Genomic DNA, 16,822 nt, shown 5'->3' with positions numbered 1-16,822 from the left:
TCCTTATTGAGGGTCGACGGCAGGTGCCGGAATGGTCGAGGGGTCTGCTTCTGTCTCTATCTCGGGTTCCGGCGCGGCATCGGTATCGTCTTTTATATTCTTGGCAGCGACAGGCTTGACCGTATCGCCAGGCAGCACGTACTGCAAACCTTCGGTGATCAACCGGTCGCCATCCTTCAGGCCCGCAGTAATCAGCCAGTTGCTGCCGGAGGTGCTGTGGGTGGTAACCGGGCGCAGCACTACTTTATTGTCGGCGTCCACCAACATGGCCACCGGTTGGCCTTTGTGGTCGCGGCTGATGCCTTGCTGGGGCGCAAGAATGGCTTTTTTGCGCACGCCGCTAATCAACTTGGTGTGCACAAACATGCCGGGCAGCAAAATATGGTCGGGGTTAGGGAATACGGCCCGCAGGCTGACCGAGCCGGTCGTTTCATCCACTGACACTTCGGAAAACTGCAGGGTCCCGGTGTGTTGGTAATAGCTACCGTCGGGCAGGATCAACTTGGCTTGTGCCTGATTCTTACCGGCCTTGTCGAGCTCCCCGGCGGCGATGGCTTTGCGCAGTGCCAATTGCTCTTTGACCGACTGAGTAACGTCGACATAAATCGGATCGTACTGTTTGATCGTGGCCAGGGCCGTGCTCTGGCCGTTGGTCACTAGCGCGCCTTCGGTAAACGCCGAGCGCCCGATGCGACCGCTGATGGGGGCGGTAATCTTGCTGTAGCGCAGGTTGATTCGAGCCTGATCTGTTGCCGCTTCAGCTTCGAGGCTGGCAGCGCGTGCGGCTTCGTAGTCTTGACGACTAACCGCCTGGTTGGAGACGAGCAACTCATAGCGCTTGGCTTTGGCTTTAGCCGAGGCCAGTGTCGCCTCGGCGCTCTTTAGCGTGGCTTGGTAGGTGGCGGGGTCGATCTGATAAAGCACTTGCCCGGCTTTTACATCATGGCCTTCTTCAAACAGGCGCTTGAGGATGATGCCGTCAACCTGAGGCCTGACTTCTGCGGTGCGCAGTGCCGTGGTGCGTCCTGGCAGGTCGACCGTTTGCTCGTATGGCTTGGCTTTGAGCGTGATGATGCCAACTTGTTGTGTCTCTTTGGCTTTTGGCGCGCTGGCCTCATCGCAGCCAGTTAACAAGATACTCAATGCAACCATCGAGCTAATTATCAGGGGTCTCAGGTTGCCTTGCATGCCCAGCTCTCCGTTACGACCTACTGAAAACCGCGCTGCTTTCTCGAGCAGGCACGTCCAGTACAAAAGGCGATATAGTTGATAGGGTCAACATTCTCGCGATATGGTTGACAGAGTCAACATTGTTTACAGAATCCTTACTTCAGAGTGTTTCACCGTGACCAACCAAGCGTTATCTCGCACTTTGCGTCGGCTGATTATGACAATGAGGCACAGTGTTTTACGTGATTTGCGTGACGCAAAACTTGCACTTAATCCGCCCGATGTCTTGTTACTTGAGCAATTGGCGCTGCAACCGGGTTTAAACCCGCTGGCGCTGACAAAACTCAATGGTTGCGACAAGGCCTTGATTACGCGGCGAGTGCGCAGTCTTGAAGGCCGCGGCTGGATAACGCGTAAACCAGACCTGCAGGATCAACGCAGCGTGCAATTGAGCCTGACCGCTCAAGGCGAACAGGTTAAAGAGCAAGCCTTGGATATTTTCTATGCGGTTGAAGTGTCGGCATTTTCACCGCTGACTGATGCTGAGCGCGAAACCCTGCTGGTGCTGCTCCAGAAGTGCCTTCCTCCTGAGAGTTAACCAGGCACAGCCTGATCAACAGAGTTAAACGCCAGAAAAAAACCACAAAAAAACGGACCGAAGTCCGCTTTTTTTAAAGCTGCAGAAAACAGCCAGGATGAAATCCGCAGTTGCGCACGAGGCCTTGGCTTATTTAAGCCACTGCGCTACACGCTCAGGGTTATCAGCAATCCACTTCTTGGCCGCATCTTTAGGATCAGCGCCCTCACGGATGGCCAACATAACGGCACCCACTTCTTCGCCATTCCAGGAAATTTTCTTCAGGAACGCAGCCGCTTCAGGCGCTTTGGTCGCCAGCGCTGGGTTTGCCACTGTGTCTACGTGCTCTGCGTCACCGAAGACTTTCTTCGGATCTTCCAGAAAGCGCAGTTTCCATTTGGCGAACATCCAGTGTGGAATCCAGCCAGTGACCACGATTGCTTTTTTGTCCTTCTCGGCACGGGTCAGGGCGGTCGCCATGCCTGGGCCTGAGCTTGGCATTAGTTTAATGTCGAGGTTGTACTGTTTGATAGCATCTTCTGTACGGCGCATAACCCCGGCACCGGCATCAATCCCGGTAATTTTACCGTCGATGTCTTTGCTGTACTTGTTCAGGTCTTCAATGCTTTTAGCGGCAAAATAGTCAGGGACGATCAGACCGATTTTAGCCCCTTCGTAGTTAGTACCCAGGACTTCAACCTTGTCCTTGAACCGCTTGAAGTATTCGCCGTGCGTCACCGGCAACCAAGCAGACAGGGTGGCATCAAGGTCCCCGCGGGCCACGCCTTGCCACATGATTGCGGGCTCTACAGCTTGCAGCTTAACGCTGTAGCCAAGTTTGCTTTCGAGAATTTCAGCGGCGACATTACTCACTGCGACGCTGTCGTCCCAGCCGTTTACGAAACCGATTTTCAGTTCCGGCTTGTCAGCAGCCATTGCTGATGACATGCCAAGTGCCAGGGCCGCAACGCCGAGGCTTTGCAGACACAATGATTTGATTTTTCGCATAGGGTTTTGCTCCGTCAGTGTGAGTGGCAGTTGTTATAGATTGACTGGCTCGTTCTGATTGCGGGCCTTGTTGCAGCCGCGCTAACGCCGGCTACACCCTTTTGGTCCACAGGGACGCTCGATTTAAATCGAGTCGCCCAGTCAGCTGGCAAACACTGTTTGCCAGCTTTATCAACGCCCCCCGTCAAACCGGCTGGGAAGGCATTGAAACAATCGGCCGGTTTACAGGCCGACGAATTTCTTAACGGCGGCAACGCCATCTTCACCATCAACAGTGGTTACACCGGCAAGCCACTTATCAAGGGATTCTGGGTGCGCTTTGATCCACTCTTTAGCCACTTCGGTCGGGTTCTGCTTATCCAGAACTTTTTCCATCAGCTGGCTTTCGATTTCGACCGAGAACTGCAGGTTGTTGAGCAGCTTGCCGACGTTAGGGCACTGCTCTTCATAGCCTGGTGAGACAACGGTGTAGACCTTGGCTGCGCCGTAGTCAGGGCCGAATACATCGTCACCGCCGGACAGGTAAGTCAGGTCAAACTGGGTGTTCATCGGGTGCGGTGCCCAGCCAAGGAAAACCACCGGCTCTTTCTTCTTCACGGCGCGTTGAACCTGAACCAGCATGCCCGCTTCACTGGACTCAACCATGCGGAAGTCGCCAAGGCCGAACTGATCGCCTTTGATCATCTTCTCGATCAGCAGGTTACCGTCGTTGCCCGGCTCAATGCCGTAGATTTTGCCGCCCAGTTGATCTTTGAACTTGGCGATATCCTGAAAGCTTTTCAAGCCCGCCTCAGCAGCGTAGGTCGGTACAGCCAGGGTGTACTTGGCCCCTTCGAGGTTGGCCTTAGGCAGCACCTTAACCCCGCCGTCCTTAAGGAAGGGCTCGATGACCGCATCCATGGATGGCGCCCAGTAGCCGAGGAACACATCAATCTGCTTTTTCTTTACGCCGGTGAATGCGATAGGCACTGAGGCGAGGATTTTGCGTGGCTGATAGCCCAGACCTTCAGTCAAGGTCATGGCAACGCCTGTGGTCGCGGAAATATCTGCCCAGCCAATTTCTGCAAACTTTACCTGCTTACAGCTAGCAGGCTCTGCAGCCCATGCGCCCTGGATCATAGCGCAGGTCAGCAGGCCAATTCCTGCAAGGGTCTTAATCGTGTTCATTTGCCACTCCCTAGTCTTTTAAATGAAAAAGCACACTTATTGACGTTGTAGTTTTTCGCTCAGCCAAGTAACAACACTGCTGCGATTATTTTCTTGCTTAGGTGTGCCAAAGCTTTCAGTAATGCGGTCAAGGATGATTGCCAGCAACACCACGGCCATGCCGCTTTCAAAGCCTAGACCGATATCCAGACGTTGGATGCTCGCCAGTACGTCGTTCCCCAAGCCACCGGCGCCGACCATCGAGGCAATAATCACCATCGACAGGGCCATCATGATGGTCTGGTTAACGCCCGCCATAATGGACGGCATCGCATTGGGCAGTTGCACCTTGAACAGTAATTGACGACCGTTACAGCCGAACGACTGGCCGGCCTCAACGATTTCCTTGTTGACCTGACGAATGCCCAAGCTGGTCAAGCGCACGGCAGGGGGCATCGCGAAGATCACGGTTGCAATGATGCCGGGAACGCGACCAAGGCCGAAAAGCATAGCTGCCGGGATCAGGTAAACGAAGGCTGGCATGGTCTGCATAAAGTCGAGGATTGGCCGGATAATCATCGCCACGCGCTCGCTTTTCGCAGCCCATATGCCGAGCGGAATACCCAGAACCAAGCTGATCAGCGTTGCCGAGAAGGTCAGGCCGAGGGTCACCACCGTTTGCTCCCAGAAGCCGGTCATGACGATCAGCACGAACGCGACCGCAGTAAAAATCGCGAAGCGCAAGCCGATACGCCAGAGGCCCAGTGCAACGAATATAGCGATTAACAGCCACGCTGGCGGGTACATCAGCACCGCTTCAATGGCTTCAGAGAAACCACTGACAACCTGACCGATGCTGTCGAATGCTCCGCTGTAGTTATCCAGCAGGTGCTGGACAACATCATTTACCCAGCTGCCGAGGTCGAGTTTTTTATCGCTCATGATCAGTCTCCCTGCTGCATGCGGGTCAGAAGACGACCCTTGCTGATGGCACCGCTGTAGCGGCCATTTTCATCCTTGACGGGAATGGGGCCTTCGTTATCAACCAAGCGCTCGATAACTTCGTTGAGCGGCATGTCTTCAGGTGCACATTCGATCTGCTTGAGCACCTCGGCATCGAGCAAATGCGGTTGACCGTCTTCGACCAATAGCGCGATTTTTTCGAGGCTGATAGAGCCTTGAAAAACGTTGTCCTGGTCAACGATAAAGGCGTAGTGCTTGTCCATGTCTTGCAGTTTCTGGCAAACCATTTGTGCATCGGGCGCACTGCCGTTGTGCACGAAAAGCGGCACGCTGTCTGCCTTGAGTTGGCCGGCAGTCAGGTAGCGATTGGTGTCGACGGTGTCGAAGAAGTTACGCACGTAATCATTGGCGGGGTTGTCGACCAACTCTTGCGGCGTGCCGACCTGAATCAGTTTGCCGCCCTCCATGATGCCGATGCGGTTACCGATGCGCATGGCTTCTTCGATATCGTGGGATACGAAGATGATGGTGCGACGATCAGTTTTTTGCAGTTCCAGCAGCACATCCTGCATTTCACGACGCTTGAGTGGGTCGAGTGCCGAGAAGGCTTCATCCATGATGATCATCGAGGGGTCTACTGCCAGTGCGCGGGCCAGGCCAACACGCTGCTGCATACCGCCGGAGAGTTCATGAGGATGCTTGTGGGCAAAGGTGTCGAGGCCTACTTGGGTGAGAACCTTCATTGCCCGCTCTTCGCGCTCTTTACGGCTGATGCCGGCCACTTCAAGGCCGAATGCTGCGTTGTCCAGCACGGTACGTGAAGGCATCAATGCGAAGGACTGAAAGACCATGCTCATGTCGCGACGTCGCAGATCGATCAATTGCGACTTCGGCAGTTTTGCAACGTTCTGCCCATCAATGAAAACATCACCTGCGCTCGGTTCAACCAGGCGGTTGATCAAACGAATCAGCGTGGATTTACCCGAGCCGGAGAGGCCCATGAGGACGAATATCTCGCCTTCTTCGACGCTAAACGAAACGTCACTGACGCCGATTACCGAACCTTTTTCAGCAAGGATTTTGTCCTTGCTCCAACCTTCTTTAAGCAGGTCGATTGCTTCTTGTTCATTTTGGCCAAAAACCTTGTACAGGTTCTTTACGACGATTTTTCCAGACTGCATGGGATTTGTTCCCCTTCAGAAGACATCCAGATCAGTTACGCGGAACGCTGCTCGATGGCAGAGTGATGCCGACTGTTCGTGTCTGTGTGGGTTTACGTGGTTCCAGGATGTGGTTGGCCAATTGCGTTGCGGTGAACGAGGATTAATCAGGCACCACCAAAGCGTCGCCCCATGTGCCGTTAAGGCGGTGGGCGATTGATTGGCGTTTTTTTGATCAAACCCTGCTATGCCGTGTTGCAAACTGCTTTCCAAACCCTCTGGCAGTGTTTTGAAGCCCAATCCTTTGGGTGAACACATCTCAACCTGAGATGCGCGTACATCCGAATATTTTTTGTTGGGCTGGCGCCCACTTCGGGGTTGGCCAGCACGTTTTTCTACTTCGGTCCGAGGCTTTGGGCCTCGGTCTGTTTGCTCGGTTCAAGCAACAGCGACGAAATCGGCTGACTCAACGATATAGGCTTCTAGTGGCGACAATTGTCGATTAGCGACCCTGACGTGTTGGGCGGCGACATTGCGCATACCTATTAAAACCATAACAGACTTTTTACCCTCAAGGCCAAGGCTGAAAGCCGCGCCGTGCGTGGTTTTCAGGGTTTGAGTCGGACGCAGCCGCCGTAGGCCGGGGCCTGTGGCGGAATCAGAAAATGCTGAAAAAAAACTGTTTTTTGGTGAAATTTCACGCCGCAGTGTAGTTTTTATTGCACATTTTTGACCCTGAACAGACTGTTGCCGAACCCTCCGGTTGTTGCATTTTTAGCATTAATGCGCCGTTGTGTTGCGTTGTTTTTCTCAACTATTTCATTGGTTTGGACGCTCGGGTTGGCAGCGTTTTATGGCTTAGGTATAGCTCACATTGGCAGTGTCGATGTGCTCGATAAAAACAGCACCCTGTCTTCAGTTCGCTGGATAGGTCTGTTGGTCCTGAGTCGGCAGCACTGACGGATTTGGATATGAACAAGTCGGTGTTAGGCGTCAGTCGCGCGCTGAAATCCTGATCATGGCGGCCATACAACGATTCCCTTGAGGAAACTGTCGTGGCTATTAGTGTATTTGACCTTTTCAAAATTGGTATTGGTCCCTCCAGCTCGCACACAGTAGGGCCAATGCGCGCTGCCGCTCAGTTTCTAGCTGCGCTGCAAACCCATCAGCTACTGATGCAAACTTCACGTATAGAAGTGCGCCTCTATGGTTCGCTCGCGGCGACAGGGGTTGGCCATGGCAGTGACAACGCGGTGCTGATCGGCTTGATGGGCGAGCTGCCAGATACGGTTGATCCGCGACAGGTGCTGCCGCTAATCAGCAAACTTAAGACAGATTGCCAGCTTCAGTTGGGCGATGGCCCGCTGATCCGCTTTGACTGGCAACGTGACATGTTGCTGCTCGAGGAGAATCTGCCGTATCACCCCAATGCGCTGATCTTGAGCGCTTTCGACGCCGACCACCGCGAGCTGCACAGCAATACCTACTACTCAGTAGGCGGAGGCTTTGTGGTGGATCAAGCGCAAGCAGCGACCGGCACGCTGGATCAGGATCACACCCAACTGCCCTATGACTTTTCGAGTGCTGCGCAGTTATTGGCATTGTGCGAGCAGCACAGGTTGCGGGTCAGTGAGTTGATGATGGCCAACGAGCAGGCATGGCGCAGCGAAGCGCAGATCCGCAGTGGCCTGCTGACGCTCTGGCAGGCGATGCGTGATTGCGTCGAGCAGGGGCTGCGTCATGAAGGTATTTTACCCGGCGGCCTGCAGGTGCAACGGCGTGCCGCGAAGTTACATCGCAGTCTGCTTGAGCTGGGTAAGCCGAATGTGATCGGCTCTACGCTCTCGGCAATGGAATGGGTCAACCTCTTCGCCCTGGCAGTTAACGAGGAGAATGCAGCGGGTGGGCGCATGGTCACGGCGCCTACGAATGGCGCCGCAGGCATTATTCCGGCGGTGTTGCATTACTACATGAAGTTCAACCCGGACGCATGCGACGATGATGTTGTTGACTACCTGCTCAGCGCTGCAGCAGTGGGTATTTTATGTAAAAAGAACGCGTCCATCTCCGGCGCAGAAGTGGGGTGTCAGGGGGAGGTGGGTTCGGCCTGCGCCATGGCGGCTGCAGGGCTGGCCGAAATTCTCGGGGCAACGCCCGAGCAACTGGAGAACGCTGCGGAAATTGGCTTGGAGCATAACCTTGGCCTGACCTGCGACCCGGTAGGCGGCTTAGTGCAGGTGCCCTGCATTGAGCGCAACGCCATTGCTGCGGTCAAGGCCATTAATGCTGCACAAATGGCATTGCGTGGCGACGGTAAACACTTTATTTCTCTGGATCGAGTGATCCGCACCATGCGTGATACAGGCGCGGATATGCAGGATAAATACAAAGAAACGTCACGCGGCGGCTTGGCCGTGAGCGCGATCGAATGTTGAAGATTTGAACAGTTCCAGGTCGTTGAAACCCTTTCTGCCTGCTTCTGGTGCGCGCCCACCTCGAATACGGTGCTTTCGTTCCGCTGGTGACCCCGTGCTTCCATTACCGCTGGTCTGTTACTGCGTGGTTGAAGTTTTGAGGCGGGGTTACAAACAGCTGTTTGAATGGTGCTACGAAAATGCTCAAAGCCGCATGGCTACTTGCCTTCAGGTCGTTTTCCGAATGGTTTCGTCGTTGTCGCGCATGCTGATATGGCGTGGCTTGTAGCGAGGGATTTTTTTTATTGAACGGCCAATCAATTTAGGCATGGCCTTTGCGTTGTGATTACTGCCAGTCTGGGGCTGCGGTAACCAGACGTACGATGCACAGTGTGGATGTTGAGTTATGGACAGTGACTGAAGCCGTTCATGACTGGCCTGAGTTTCGCGCTGACAATCGTAGATCTATTCCAAGAAAGAGCTGTTAAAGCTCAACTACGTGCTTGTGTGAGGGTTTGCTAAATGTCGCAGTCCACCAGCGGGGCTCAGCCTCCGAACCAGTTACCTCAGACCATCGGCTTTTTGCTTCTGGATAATTTCACCCTGATTTCCCTGGCTTCGGCAATCGAGCCTCTGCGTATGGCCAATCAGCTTTCTGGTAAGGAGCTGTATCGCTGGTACACCATTACCCTAACGGGTGCGCAAGTCACAGCCAGTGATGGACTGAATATCAGCCCAGATGCTTCTCTGAGCAGCGTACCCAAGCTGGACGCGGTGATCGTGTGTGGCGGCGTCGATATCCAGCGCAGCGTGACCCGCGAACATTTGCAATGGCTGCAACTCATGGCCCGTCAAGGGCGGCATATCGGCGCAGTGTGTACCGGTAGCTGGGCCTTGGCCAAAGCAGGCCTGCTCGACGGATATGACTGCAGTGTGCATTGGGAATGCCTGGCTTCGATGCAGGAAGCCTTCCCGCGTGCAGCCATCACCACACGCCTGTTCTCGATTGATCGTAACCGCAATACCTCGTCTGGCGGCACCGCGCCGATGGACATGATGCTGCACCAGATCGGCCGTGAGCACGGGCGTGAGCTGGCGGCCGCAATTTCCGAGATGTTTATCTACGAGCGTATTCGAAACGAGCAAGACCATCAGCGGGTTCCCCTCAAGCACATGCTCGGGACGAACCAACCCAAGTTGCAGGAAATCGTTGCGTTGATGGAAGCCAACCTTGAAGAGCCGATCGACCTCGACGAACTGGCCTGCTATGTCGATGTTTCGCGGCGTCAATTGGAGCGCTTGTTTCAAAAGTACCTGCACTGCTCGCCATCGCGTTATTACCTGAAGCTGCGCCTGATTCGTGCGCGTCAGTTGCTCAAGCAAACCTCGATGTCGATTATTGAAGTGGCTTCGGTATGTGGTTTTGTTTCAACGCCGCACTTTTCCAAGTGCTACCGCGAGTATTTCGGGATTCCACCGCGTGATGAACGGGCGGGCAATAGCCTGTCGAAGATCGTCTCGCTGGTGCCAGTAACCGAAGACCTGATGCGGCCTTCGTCATCCAGTGCCATGGCGGCATTGACCCGGGCGCAAGGTGAATCGACCTTTGCCAGCGTGCGTATTTAAGGGCTCAGGCGGGCAATGCGCAGGTTGCCCGCCGACAGGTTGAGCAGAGGGCGCAGTCGCAGGCGCAAAGGGTCGTGACAACGCTAAGCTGTCGCCCATGGCTCAATCAATATTGCATCAATATTGGCTAGTTACGCGGGGATCGACGGCGGATGATAACGGCGTCATCCGCTTTACTTGTTTTGTGGTACCAGGGCCGGTAACAGCGTGCGCGAAATCGCCTCGCGCACCGCAGGCAACAGGGTGGCACTGCCGCCCAATAAATCCTCGACCACTCGGCGTAAGGCCAATGCACGGTCCGGGCTTAGGCCACTGACGGCCTGAGCGCAAGCTTGCTCAGCGGTTGCTCCTGATGGAATCGCCAGGCCAATGGCATTGAGGCGCTCGCGCAGGTCTTCCTGATCAATCAAGTCAGCGTGCATCATGGTAAAGCTCCTGCGATTGGCGGCTTAACGCAGCACGCCTTCATCGATTAGTAATTTGAAGATAGCCTCGGCTGCCTCCGTTGGCGAGCAGTCTTTTAGCACTTGGCCACCGCCGCCCGATGCTTTCGCTGTCGCAGCTTTCATCCGTTCGGCGCCGGTTTTGGCCTTGATCACTTTAAGCCGTTTGGGCCTTGGCCGTGCGGGCTGCAATTGGCCGTCACTGAACAGAGGATCGGGGCAGACGTTGGCTGCTGTAGCGTGCAACTCACCGCGTCGTGCTGGACCAAAGGCACTTTGTCGTGCAAGCGGCGCGGCGTTATCGACACTGGCGATAAACGGCATCTGCACTTGCAAGCGCCGGCGTTGGCCGCGGGGCAGCGCTTGCAGTACGTGCGCAATATCCTGGTCAATGCGCTCAACTTCAGCCAGCCCGACTACGATCGGCCAGCCCAGTTGCTCAGCCAGCAAATAGGGGAGCATGCCGGAGCCTTCGCCGGTTTCCGCCTGGCTGCCGGTGAGGATGAGCTGGGCATCGGCGTCCTGCAAATACTCGCTCAGGGCATGAACAACATCGGTTTGCGGCGGCTGTTCAAGCACCTGAAGTTGTCTGATGCCCATGCCTAAGTAACCCCGTAAAGCTTCTTGCTGCGGATCACCGGCATGCACGACCTGAAGCGCTTCGCCTGCGATCCGCAAACCGAGTTCGACTGCGCGGGCGTCTTGTTCAGCGCGCCGGGGGCGGCCCGAGGTTGGGTGAGCGCCGACTGAAACCAGGGCCACGACCTTGAATTCTGTTGAAGTTAGCGGATCAGGCTGCATCACGAATGCCTCCCTGCCGATGGGCGTCAATGCGCGCAATCAATGCCTGAAGGATCGCCGCCGAGTCGCCGATAACCGATAAGTCAGCGCGTTTAACCATGTCGCAATTGGCGTCCATGTTTACTGCGACAACTTTGTCGCAGGCGCCAATCCCTTGTAAGTGTTGAATGGCGCCGGATATACCCACGGCGAGGTACACCCGTGCGGTAACCCAGGTGCCGGTTGCGCCCACTTGGCGATTGCGCGGCATAAAGCCGTCATCGACCGCCACCCGCGAAGCGCCTTCGGTGGCGCCCAATGTTGCCGCCGCCTGATGGAACAGTGGCCAGTCTTTAACACCGTTGCCGCCTGACAGAATAAATTCCGCCTCAGCCATCGGAATCAATGCCGGGTCCACCGCCACCGCACCAAGATCATCGATGCGCGAGCGGCTTGTATTGATTGCATCCTGCAGCTGTAAAGGCAGCGCCTGATGGCGGGTTTCACTGATCGGTTCAGCACATTCAGCCATGGCCAGAATCAAGCGCGGGGCAGGGCGCTGTAGATCTTCACGGCCCGCACCGGCTCGCCCAATACTCTGTTCGTCGGCCACTTGCCAGACGCGGGTAGCCGGACGCTCTGACAGTTTCGCGGCCAGCCTGCGGCCTAGTTCGCCGCCACCATTGCGGCTGTCTGGCAGCAGCCAATGGCGCGGAGCCAGTTGGCTTTCGACGCGAACCAGGGCACCCACACGCTGCTCCGGCGCATAGCCGTCAAACACCGCGTCGGTAAAGTGCACAATGCGGTCGACGCCCGCAGTGTCGAAGGCACTTTCCTTGTGTTCGGCAAAGATCACCCCCACCACCGCACCCTCCGCGCCTGCCAGTTTACGGGCGAGGCCAAGCAAATCCTTGTCGTGACTGCTCAAGCGGCCGCCGACCATGTCGGGTACCACGCAGATATGAAATGCCGGCTGCTCGACGATGTGCAGTGGCAATTCCACCACGGTTGGCGCGCTGCTGCGTTTGTCGGTGCTGGCTTGCTGCGCACCAGAACGGTCGATGCGTTTGATCCCGTTGGGCCCGATAAACCCGACCGCATGTGGGTTCTTGCGCGGCACGCCGTCTGCGCTGAGCCAGCTTGAAACGCTGCTTTGCAGGCTCGCATGCAGCGGATGCAGGCGGTTGCGTGCAATCCACTCGGCATGCGGGTCGCGGCGAATAATCTCACTCATACGGCCTCCGCTGCTTGGCGTTGAGCGGGGCGAACCGCTGCGGATTCAATCAACACCTCGGCAACCAGTTCGGCGATGTCTTTGATTTGCGGCCGCGGTTCAACCACGCCTTCAAGCATCACAGTGCACTGCGGGCAGCCTACGGCGACAACCTCTGCGCCGGTTTCGATGATATCGACCATGCGCATGTCAGGAATCCGCTGCTTGCCGGGAATATCGGTAATGGGCGCGCCACCGCCGCCGCCACAGCAGCGTGAGCGAAAGCCGGAGCGCTGCATCTCTTTGACTTCAATGCCAATGGCATCAAGAACCTTGCGCGGCGCTTCATATTCGCCGTTGTAACGGCCCAGGTAGCAAGGGTCGTGATAGGTGACAGAGGCATTCTGATGCTTGCCCAGATTGAGTTTTCCAGCGCTGATCAGCTGTTCGATGAAGGTGCTGTGATGCATCACGCTGTAGTCGCCGCCGAATGCGCCATACTCGTTTTTCAGTACATGGAAACTGTGCGGATCGGCGCTGACGATGGTCTTGAAGCGGTATTGGGCCAAGGTGTCGATATTGCGCCTGGCCAGCTGTTGAAAGGTGGCTTCATCGCCCAAGCGGCGTGCGACATCGCCGCTGTCGCGCTCCTCCAGACCCAGCACGGCAAAGTCGACGTTCGCGGCTTTGAGGACCTTGACCAGTGCGCGCAAGGTGCGTTGATTGCGCATGTCGAATGCCCCGTCACCGACCCAGAACAGGACATCGGCCTGTTGCTTGTCGCGCATCAGGGGGAGATCGAGATCTGCGGCCCAGTTCAATCGGCCGCCGGGTGCGAAGCCGCCGGGGTTGTCGGTGGCAATCAGGTTCTCCAGCACTTCGGCACCCTTGTTTGGCGTGGCGCCTCTTTCCAATGTCAGGTGGCGGCGCATGTCGATAATGGCATCGACATGCTCGATCATCATCGGACATTCTTCAACGCAAGCGCGGCAAGTGGTGCATGACCACAGGGTTTCCGCATCGACCAAGGCCTTGCCGTGCAACGCGACAATGGGCAGGTGCGGACCGCCACTGTGTTCACCAATGCGCTTGCCCGGGTAGGGCGAACCGGCAAACTTGGCATCAGTGCCGCCAGCGAGGCCGACAACCATGTCCTGAATCAGCTTTTTCGGGTTCAGCGGCTGGCCGGCGGCAAAGGCCGGGCACGCGGCTTCGCATTTGCCGCATTGCACGCAGGCGTCAAAGCCGAGCAGTTGGTTCCAGGTGAAGTCGCTGGGTTTTTCGACCCCAAGCGGCGCCTGCGGGTTGTCCAGGTCAAGGGCCTTTAATCCAGTGGAGCGGCCGCCAGCAAAACGCTCGGCGCGACGGTGCCATGCCAGATGCAGGGCGCCGGCAAATGCGTGCTTCATCGGCCCGCCCCATGTCATGCCGAAGAACAGCTCGCTAACGCCCCAGGCAATACCCACCAGCAGAACTGCAGCCAAGAGCCAGCCGCCGAAGCCAATCGGCACAATTCCGGCAACCGGTAAAGTGGCGATAAACAGGCTGGCGGAGAACATCAGCAAGCTTTTCGGCAAGCGCATCCACGGCCCTTTTGACAGCCGCGAAGGAGGATTGAGGCGCCGCTTGGCGACAAATATTGCGCCAATGAACATCAGCACCGTGGCGGCCAACAGAACAAAGCCAAGAATGCGGTTATGCAGGCCAAAGCCATGCACCAGAATCGCTAATACAGCGGCCAACACGAAACCGCCAGCAGTTGCGACGTGGGTATTGGCGATGTATTTGTCGCGAGCCACCACATGGTGCAGATCAACCATATAACGGCGCGGCATCGCGAGCAGCCCGCCAAGCCAGTCAACCTGAGCGGCACGGCCGCGTCGCCACATGGCAAAGCGTTTCAGTGCGCCCACGACTGCCAGCGCCAGCGCGACGAACAGCAGGACAGGCAAAACAGTATTCAACATCTCGGGTCTCCCTAGCGGGACCGCATAACAAGGGGGAGTTGGCTAATTTCCAGCCCACCAGTTTTTATATTCAGTGCTGATTTCCCACCAGCGCGGTGTAATTCAGGCTTAGATTTTCTACTACAAAAGCCTCTGCTCTTGCCCTTGCCCTTACCAATCTATGTCGTACTTGATCGAGTCACTGAGTGTGCTGGGCAAGGCGTTCACCGCAGCCAATAGTGGTTCTATTGGCAAGGGGAACAACGCAGCACAGCGCGCTCAGGGGCCGATCAGGCCGATCAGAAGTCTTTACACAAGCGCAGGGCGTCGTAGATGGCGGCGTGTGTATTTCGCTGAGCCACGCAGTCGCCGATGCGAAACAGCAAGTAGCCATCGCCGCTCTCACTCAGGCAAGGTTGCGGTTCAATGGCAAAAAGCGCTTCAACATCAATCTGGCCTTTGTTGCGTGAGCCTTCTTTGAGTGCGTAGTACAGGCGTTCATCGGGACGCACGCCGTTCTCGACCACCACCTGATCGATCACGCGCTCCTCATGGGCGCCGGTGTATTCGTTCTCCAATACCGCCACCAGTTTGTCGCCTTCGCGGTAGACTTTTTCCAGCATCAGGTCGCCAGTCATGATCACTTCTTTGGGGTACATGCTGCGGTAGTAGGTGGGGAACGATGTGCCGCCAATTGCCACGCCGGGCTTTATGTCGTCGGTGACGATCTCAACCTGCGCACCTTTGTCGGCAAGGAAATCCGCCACCGACATGCCGGTGAACTCGCAAATGGTGTCGTACACCAGCACGTTTTTACCCGGCGCAACGGTGCCATCGAGAATGTCCCAGCTGCTGACAATCAAGCCTTCTTCCGCACCCCATTGCGGATTTTGCTCAACAAATGGATGACCACCGTTGGCCAGCACCACGATGTCTGGGCGCAGGTCGAGAATGGTTGCTTCATCAGCGCCAGTGCCGAGGCGCAGGTCCACATGCAAACGTGCCAGTTCGAGCTGAAACCAGCGGGTAATGCCGGCAATCTGGTCGCGTTGTGGAGCCTTTGACGCCGTGGTGATCTGCCCGCCGAGCTGATCTTTCTTCTCGAACAGGGTGACATCGTGACCGCGTTCCGCCGCCACGCGCGCCGCTTCCATCCCCGCTGGGCCGCCACCGACTACCACCACTTTGCGCTTAACGCCGGTGGTCTTCTCGATAATGTGCGGCACACCCATATATTCACGGGAGGTGGCGGCGTTCTGGATGCACAGAACATCCAGGCCTTGGTATTGGCGGTCGATGCAGTAGTTGGCGCCGACGCACTGTTTGATCTGATCAATCTGACCCATTTTGATCTTGGCGATCAGGTGCGGGTCGGCAATGTGCGCGCGGGTCATGCCGACCATGTCGACATAGCCGCCTTCAAGAATGCGTGTGGCCTGATTCGGGTCCTTGATGTTCTGAGCGTGCAGCACCGGCACCTTGACCACTTCCTTGATGCCGGCTGCCAAATGCAGAAATGGCTCTGGCGGGTAGCTCATATTGGGAATGACGTTGGCCAGGGTGTTGTGCGTGTCGCAACCTGAGCCAACCACGCCGATAAAGTCGAGCATGCCGGTGTCGTCGTAGTACTTGGCGATTTGCTTCATGTCCTCGTGGGTGAGGCCGTCCGGGTGGAACTCGTCACCGCAGAGGCGCATGCCCACGCAGAAATCATCACCGACTTCGGCGCGCACCGCTTTAAGCACTTCCAGGCCAAAGCGCATGCGCTTTTCAAAGCTGCCGCCCCATTCGTCTTCACGTTTATTAACCCGTGGCGACCAGAATTGATCGATCATGTGCTGGTGTACCGCCGACAGCTCGACACCGTCCAAACCCCCTGCCTTGGCCCGGCGTGCGGCTTGCGCATAATTACCGATAACCCGCCAGATTTCTTCTGGCTCGATGGTTTTGCAGGTGGCGCGATGTACGGGCTCGCGGATGCCCGACGGTGACATCAAGGTTGGCCAGTGGAAGCCGTCCCAGCGTGAGCGGCGGCCCATGTGGGTGATCTGAATCATGATCTTGGCGCCGTGCTTGTGCATGGCGTCGGCAAGATTCTGGAAGTGCGGAATGATCCGGTCGGTCGCCAGATTTACCGAACTCCACCACTGTTGCGGGCTATCGATGGCAACAACCGATGACCCGCCGCAAATCGCCAGGCCGATGCCGCCCTTGGCCTTTTCTTCGTAATACTTGACGTAGCGCTCGGTGGTCATGCCGCCATCAGTGGCATACACCTCGGCGTGCGCTGTGCTGATTACACGGTTGCGGACCGTCAATTTGCCGATCTGGATCGGCTGGAACATTGCCTCGAAAGCCATTTCATACTCCTCAGCT

At 56.5% G+C, this 16,822-nt stretch carries 13 protein-coding genes; 3 read left to right on the top strand and 10 right to left on the bottom strand.

Going from position 1 to position 16,822, the window contains the following annotated elements; genetic code table 11:
* Window positions 1–3: 3 nt before the first annotated feature.
* Window positions 4–1,188 carry an efflux RND transporter periplasmic adaptor subunit gene (locus AACY09_RS16730; RefSeq protein ID WP_339489602.1) on the bottom strand — a complete coding sequence of 395 codons (1,185 nt, stop codon included), beginning with the start codon at window positions 1,186–1,188 and terminating at the stop codon, window positions 4–6.
* Between the two features lie 205 nt (window positions 1,189–1,393).
* On the opposite strand from AACY09_RS16730, the gene AACY09_RS16725 reads away from it, so the two are divergent.
* Complete coding sequence (locus AACY09_RS16725; RefSeq protein WP_339489600.1) at window positions 1,394–1,768, top strand: MarR family winged helix-turn-helix transcriptional regulator; 375 nt, start codon at window positions 1,394–1,396, stop codon at window positions 1,766–1,768.
* 129 nt (window positions 1,769–1,897) lie between these two features.
* On the opposite strand, the gene AACY09_RS16720 is transcribed toward AACY09_RS16725, so the two are convergent.
* From AACY09_RS16720 to AACY09_RS16705, 4 genes are all read right to left on the bottom strand, one after another.
* Window positions 1,898–2,755, bottom strand: coding sequence for a glycine betaine ABC transporter substrate-binding protein (locus tag AACY09_RS16720; RefSeq protein WP_339489598.1), 858 nt, complete (start codon window positions 2,753–2,755; stop codon window positions 1,898–1,900).
* Window positions 2,756–2,977: 222 nt separating this feature from the next.
* Window positions 2,978–3,922, bottom strand: coding sequence for a choline ABC transporter substrate-binding protein (locus tag AACY09_RS16715; protein ID WP_339489596.1), 945 nt, complete (start codon window positions 3,920–3,922; stop codon window positions 2,978–2,980).
* Window positions 3,923–3,958: 36 nt separating this feature from the next.
* Window positions 3,959–4,843, bottom strand: a complete 885-nt coding sequence (locus AACY09_RS16710) for an ABC transporter permease (protein ID WP_339489595.1) — start codon at window positions 4,841–4,843, stop codon at window positions 3,959–3,961.
* A 2-nt stretch (window positions 4,844–4,845) separates the two neighbouring features.
* Window positions 4,846–6,045, bottom strand: coding sequence for a quaternary amine ABC transporter ATP-binding protein (locus AACY09_RS16705; RefSeq protein WP_339489594.1), 1,200 nt, complete (start codon window positions 6,043–6,045; stop codon window positions 4,846–4,848).
* 1,034 nt (window positions 6,046–7,079) lie between these two features.
* Between AACY09_RS16705 and AACY09_RS16700 the strand changes: the two genes are divergently transcribed.
* Together AACY09_RS16700 and AACY09_RS16695 are read left to right on the top strand one after the other, a co-directional pair.
* Window positions 7,080–8,459, top strand: coding sequence for an L-serine ammonia-lyase (locus AACY09_RS16700; protein ID WP_339489593.1), 1,380 nt, complete (start codon window positions 7,080–7,082; stop codon window positions 8,457–8,459).
* 501 nt (window positions 8,460–8,960) lie between these two features.
* Window positions 8,961–10,064: a choline metabolism transcriptional regulator GbdR gene (locus AACY09_RS16695; RefSeq protein WP_339489592.1), complete on the top strand. Its 1,104-nt coding sequence runs from the start codon at window positions 8,961–8,963 to the stop codon at window positions 10,062–10,064.
* A gap of 173 nt (window positions 10,065–10,237) precedes the next feature.
* Here AACY09_RS16695 and AACY09_RS16690 read toward each other — a convergent pair whose 3' ends face one another.
* The 5 genes from AACY09_RS16690 to dgcA form a co-directional block, all read right to left on the bottom strand.
* Window positions 10,238–10,489 carry a hypothetical protein gene (locus tag AACY09_RS16690; protein ID WP_339489590.1) on the bottom strand — a complete coding sequence of 84 codons (252 nt, stop codon included), beginning with the start codon at window positions 10,487–10,489 and terminating at the stop codon, window positions 10,238–10,240.
* A 24-nt stretch (window positions 10,490–10,513) separates the two neighbouring features.
* Window positions 10,514–11,308 carry an electron transfer flavoprotein subunit beta gene (gene etfB / locus AACY09_RS16685; RefSeq protein ID WP_339489971.1) on the bottom strand — a complete coding sequence of 265 codons (795 nt, stop codon included), beginning with the start codon at window positions 11,306–11,308 and terminating at the stop codon, window positions 10,514–10,516.
* Entirely contained in the window at window positions 11,298–12,521 is a 1,224-nt protein-coding gene (gene etfA / locus AACY09_RS16680) for an electron transfer flavoprotein subunit alpha (RefSeq protein WP_339489589.1), read from the bottom strand. Before etfA ends, etfB begins: the two co-directional genes overlap by 11 nt.
* A complete protein-coding gene (gene dgcB, locus AACY09_RS16675) occupies window positions 12,518–14,467 on the bottom strand; it encodes a dimethylglycine demethylation protein DgcB (RefSeq protein ID WP_339489588.1) in 1,950 nt (649 codons plus the stop codon). Before dgcB ends, etfA begins: the two co-directional genes overlap by 4 nt.
* Window positions 14,468–14,745: 278 nt before the next feature.
* Window positions 14,746–16,806 (bottom strand): dimethylglycine demethylation protein DgcA, encoded by a 2,061-nt coding sequence (dgcA, locus tag AACY09_RS16670; RefSeq protein ID WP_339489587.1) that lies wholly within the window; start codon window positions 16,804–16,806, stop codon window positions 14,746–14,748.
* Between the last annotated feature and the right edge of the window lie 16 nt (window positions 16,807–16,822).

The sequence above is a fragment of the Pseudomonas sp. EL_65y_Pfl2_R95 genome (assembly GCF_963971045.1).
GTDB lineage: Bacteria > Pseudomonadota > Gammaproteobacteria > Pseudomonadales > Pseudomonadaceae > Aquipseudomonas.
The sequence above is the reverse complement of the archived record's forward strand: the minus strand, read 5'-3'. Positions and strand labels throughout refer to the sequence as shown.

What these genes read in the sequence shown, in the direction of transcription:
- dgcB (WP_339489588.1), bottom strand. Translation starts at nt 14,467, where the DNA reads ATGTTGAATACTGTTTTGCCTGTCCTGCTGTTCGTCGCGCTGGCGCTG.
- etfA (WP_339489589.1), bottom strand. Translation starts at nt 12,521, where the DNA reads ATGAGTGAGATTATTCGCCGCGACCCGCATGCCGAGTGGATTGCACGC.
- AACY09_RS16715 (WP_339489596.1), bottom strand. Translation starts at nt 3,922, where the DNA reads ATGAACACGATTAAGACCCTTGCAGGAATTGGCCTGCTGACCTGCGCT.
- AACY09_RS16710 (WP_339489595.1), bottom strand. Translation starts at nt 4,843, where the DNA reads ATGAGCGATAAAAAACTCGACCTCGGCAGCTGGGTAAATGATGTTGTC.
- AACY09_RS16720 (WP_339489598.1), bottom strand. Translation starts at nt 2,755, where the DNA reads ATGCGAAAAATCAAATCATTGTGTCTGCAAAGCCTCGGCGTTGCGGCC.
- AACY09_RS16705 (WP_339489594.1), bottom strand. Translation starts at nt 6,045, where the DNA reads ATGCAGTCTGGAAAAATCGTCGTAAAGAACCTGTACAAGGTTTTTGGC.
- AACY09_RS16695 (WP_339489592.1), top strand. Translation starts at nt 8,961, where the DNA reads ATGTCGCAGTCCACCAGCGGGGCTCAGCCTCCGAACCAGTTACCTCAG.
- AACY09_RS16690 (WP_339489590.1), bottom strand. Translation starts at nt 10,489, where the DNA reads ATGATGCACGCTGACTTGATTGATCAGGAAGACCTGCGCGAGCGCCTC.
- dgcA (WP_339489587.1), bottom strand. Translation starts at nt 16,806, where the DNA reads ATGGCTTTCGAGGCAATGTTCCAGCCGATCCAGATCGGCAAATTGACG.
- AACY09_RS16725 (WP_339489600.1), top strand. Translation starts at nt 1,394, where the DNA reads ATGAGGCACAGTGTTTTACGTGATTTGCGTGACGCAAAACTTGCACTT.
- etfB (WP_339489971.1), bottom strand. Translation starts at nt 11,308, where the DNA reads ATGCAGCCTGATCCGCTAACTTCAACAGAATTCAAGGTCGTGGCCCTG.
- AACY09_RS16730 (WP_339489602.1), bottom strand. Translation starts at nt 1,188, where the DNA reads ATGCAAGGCAACCTGAGACCCCTGATAATTAGCTCGATGGTTGCATTG.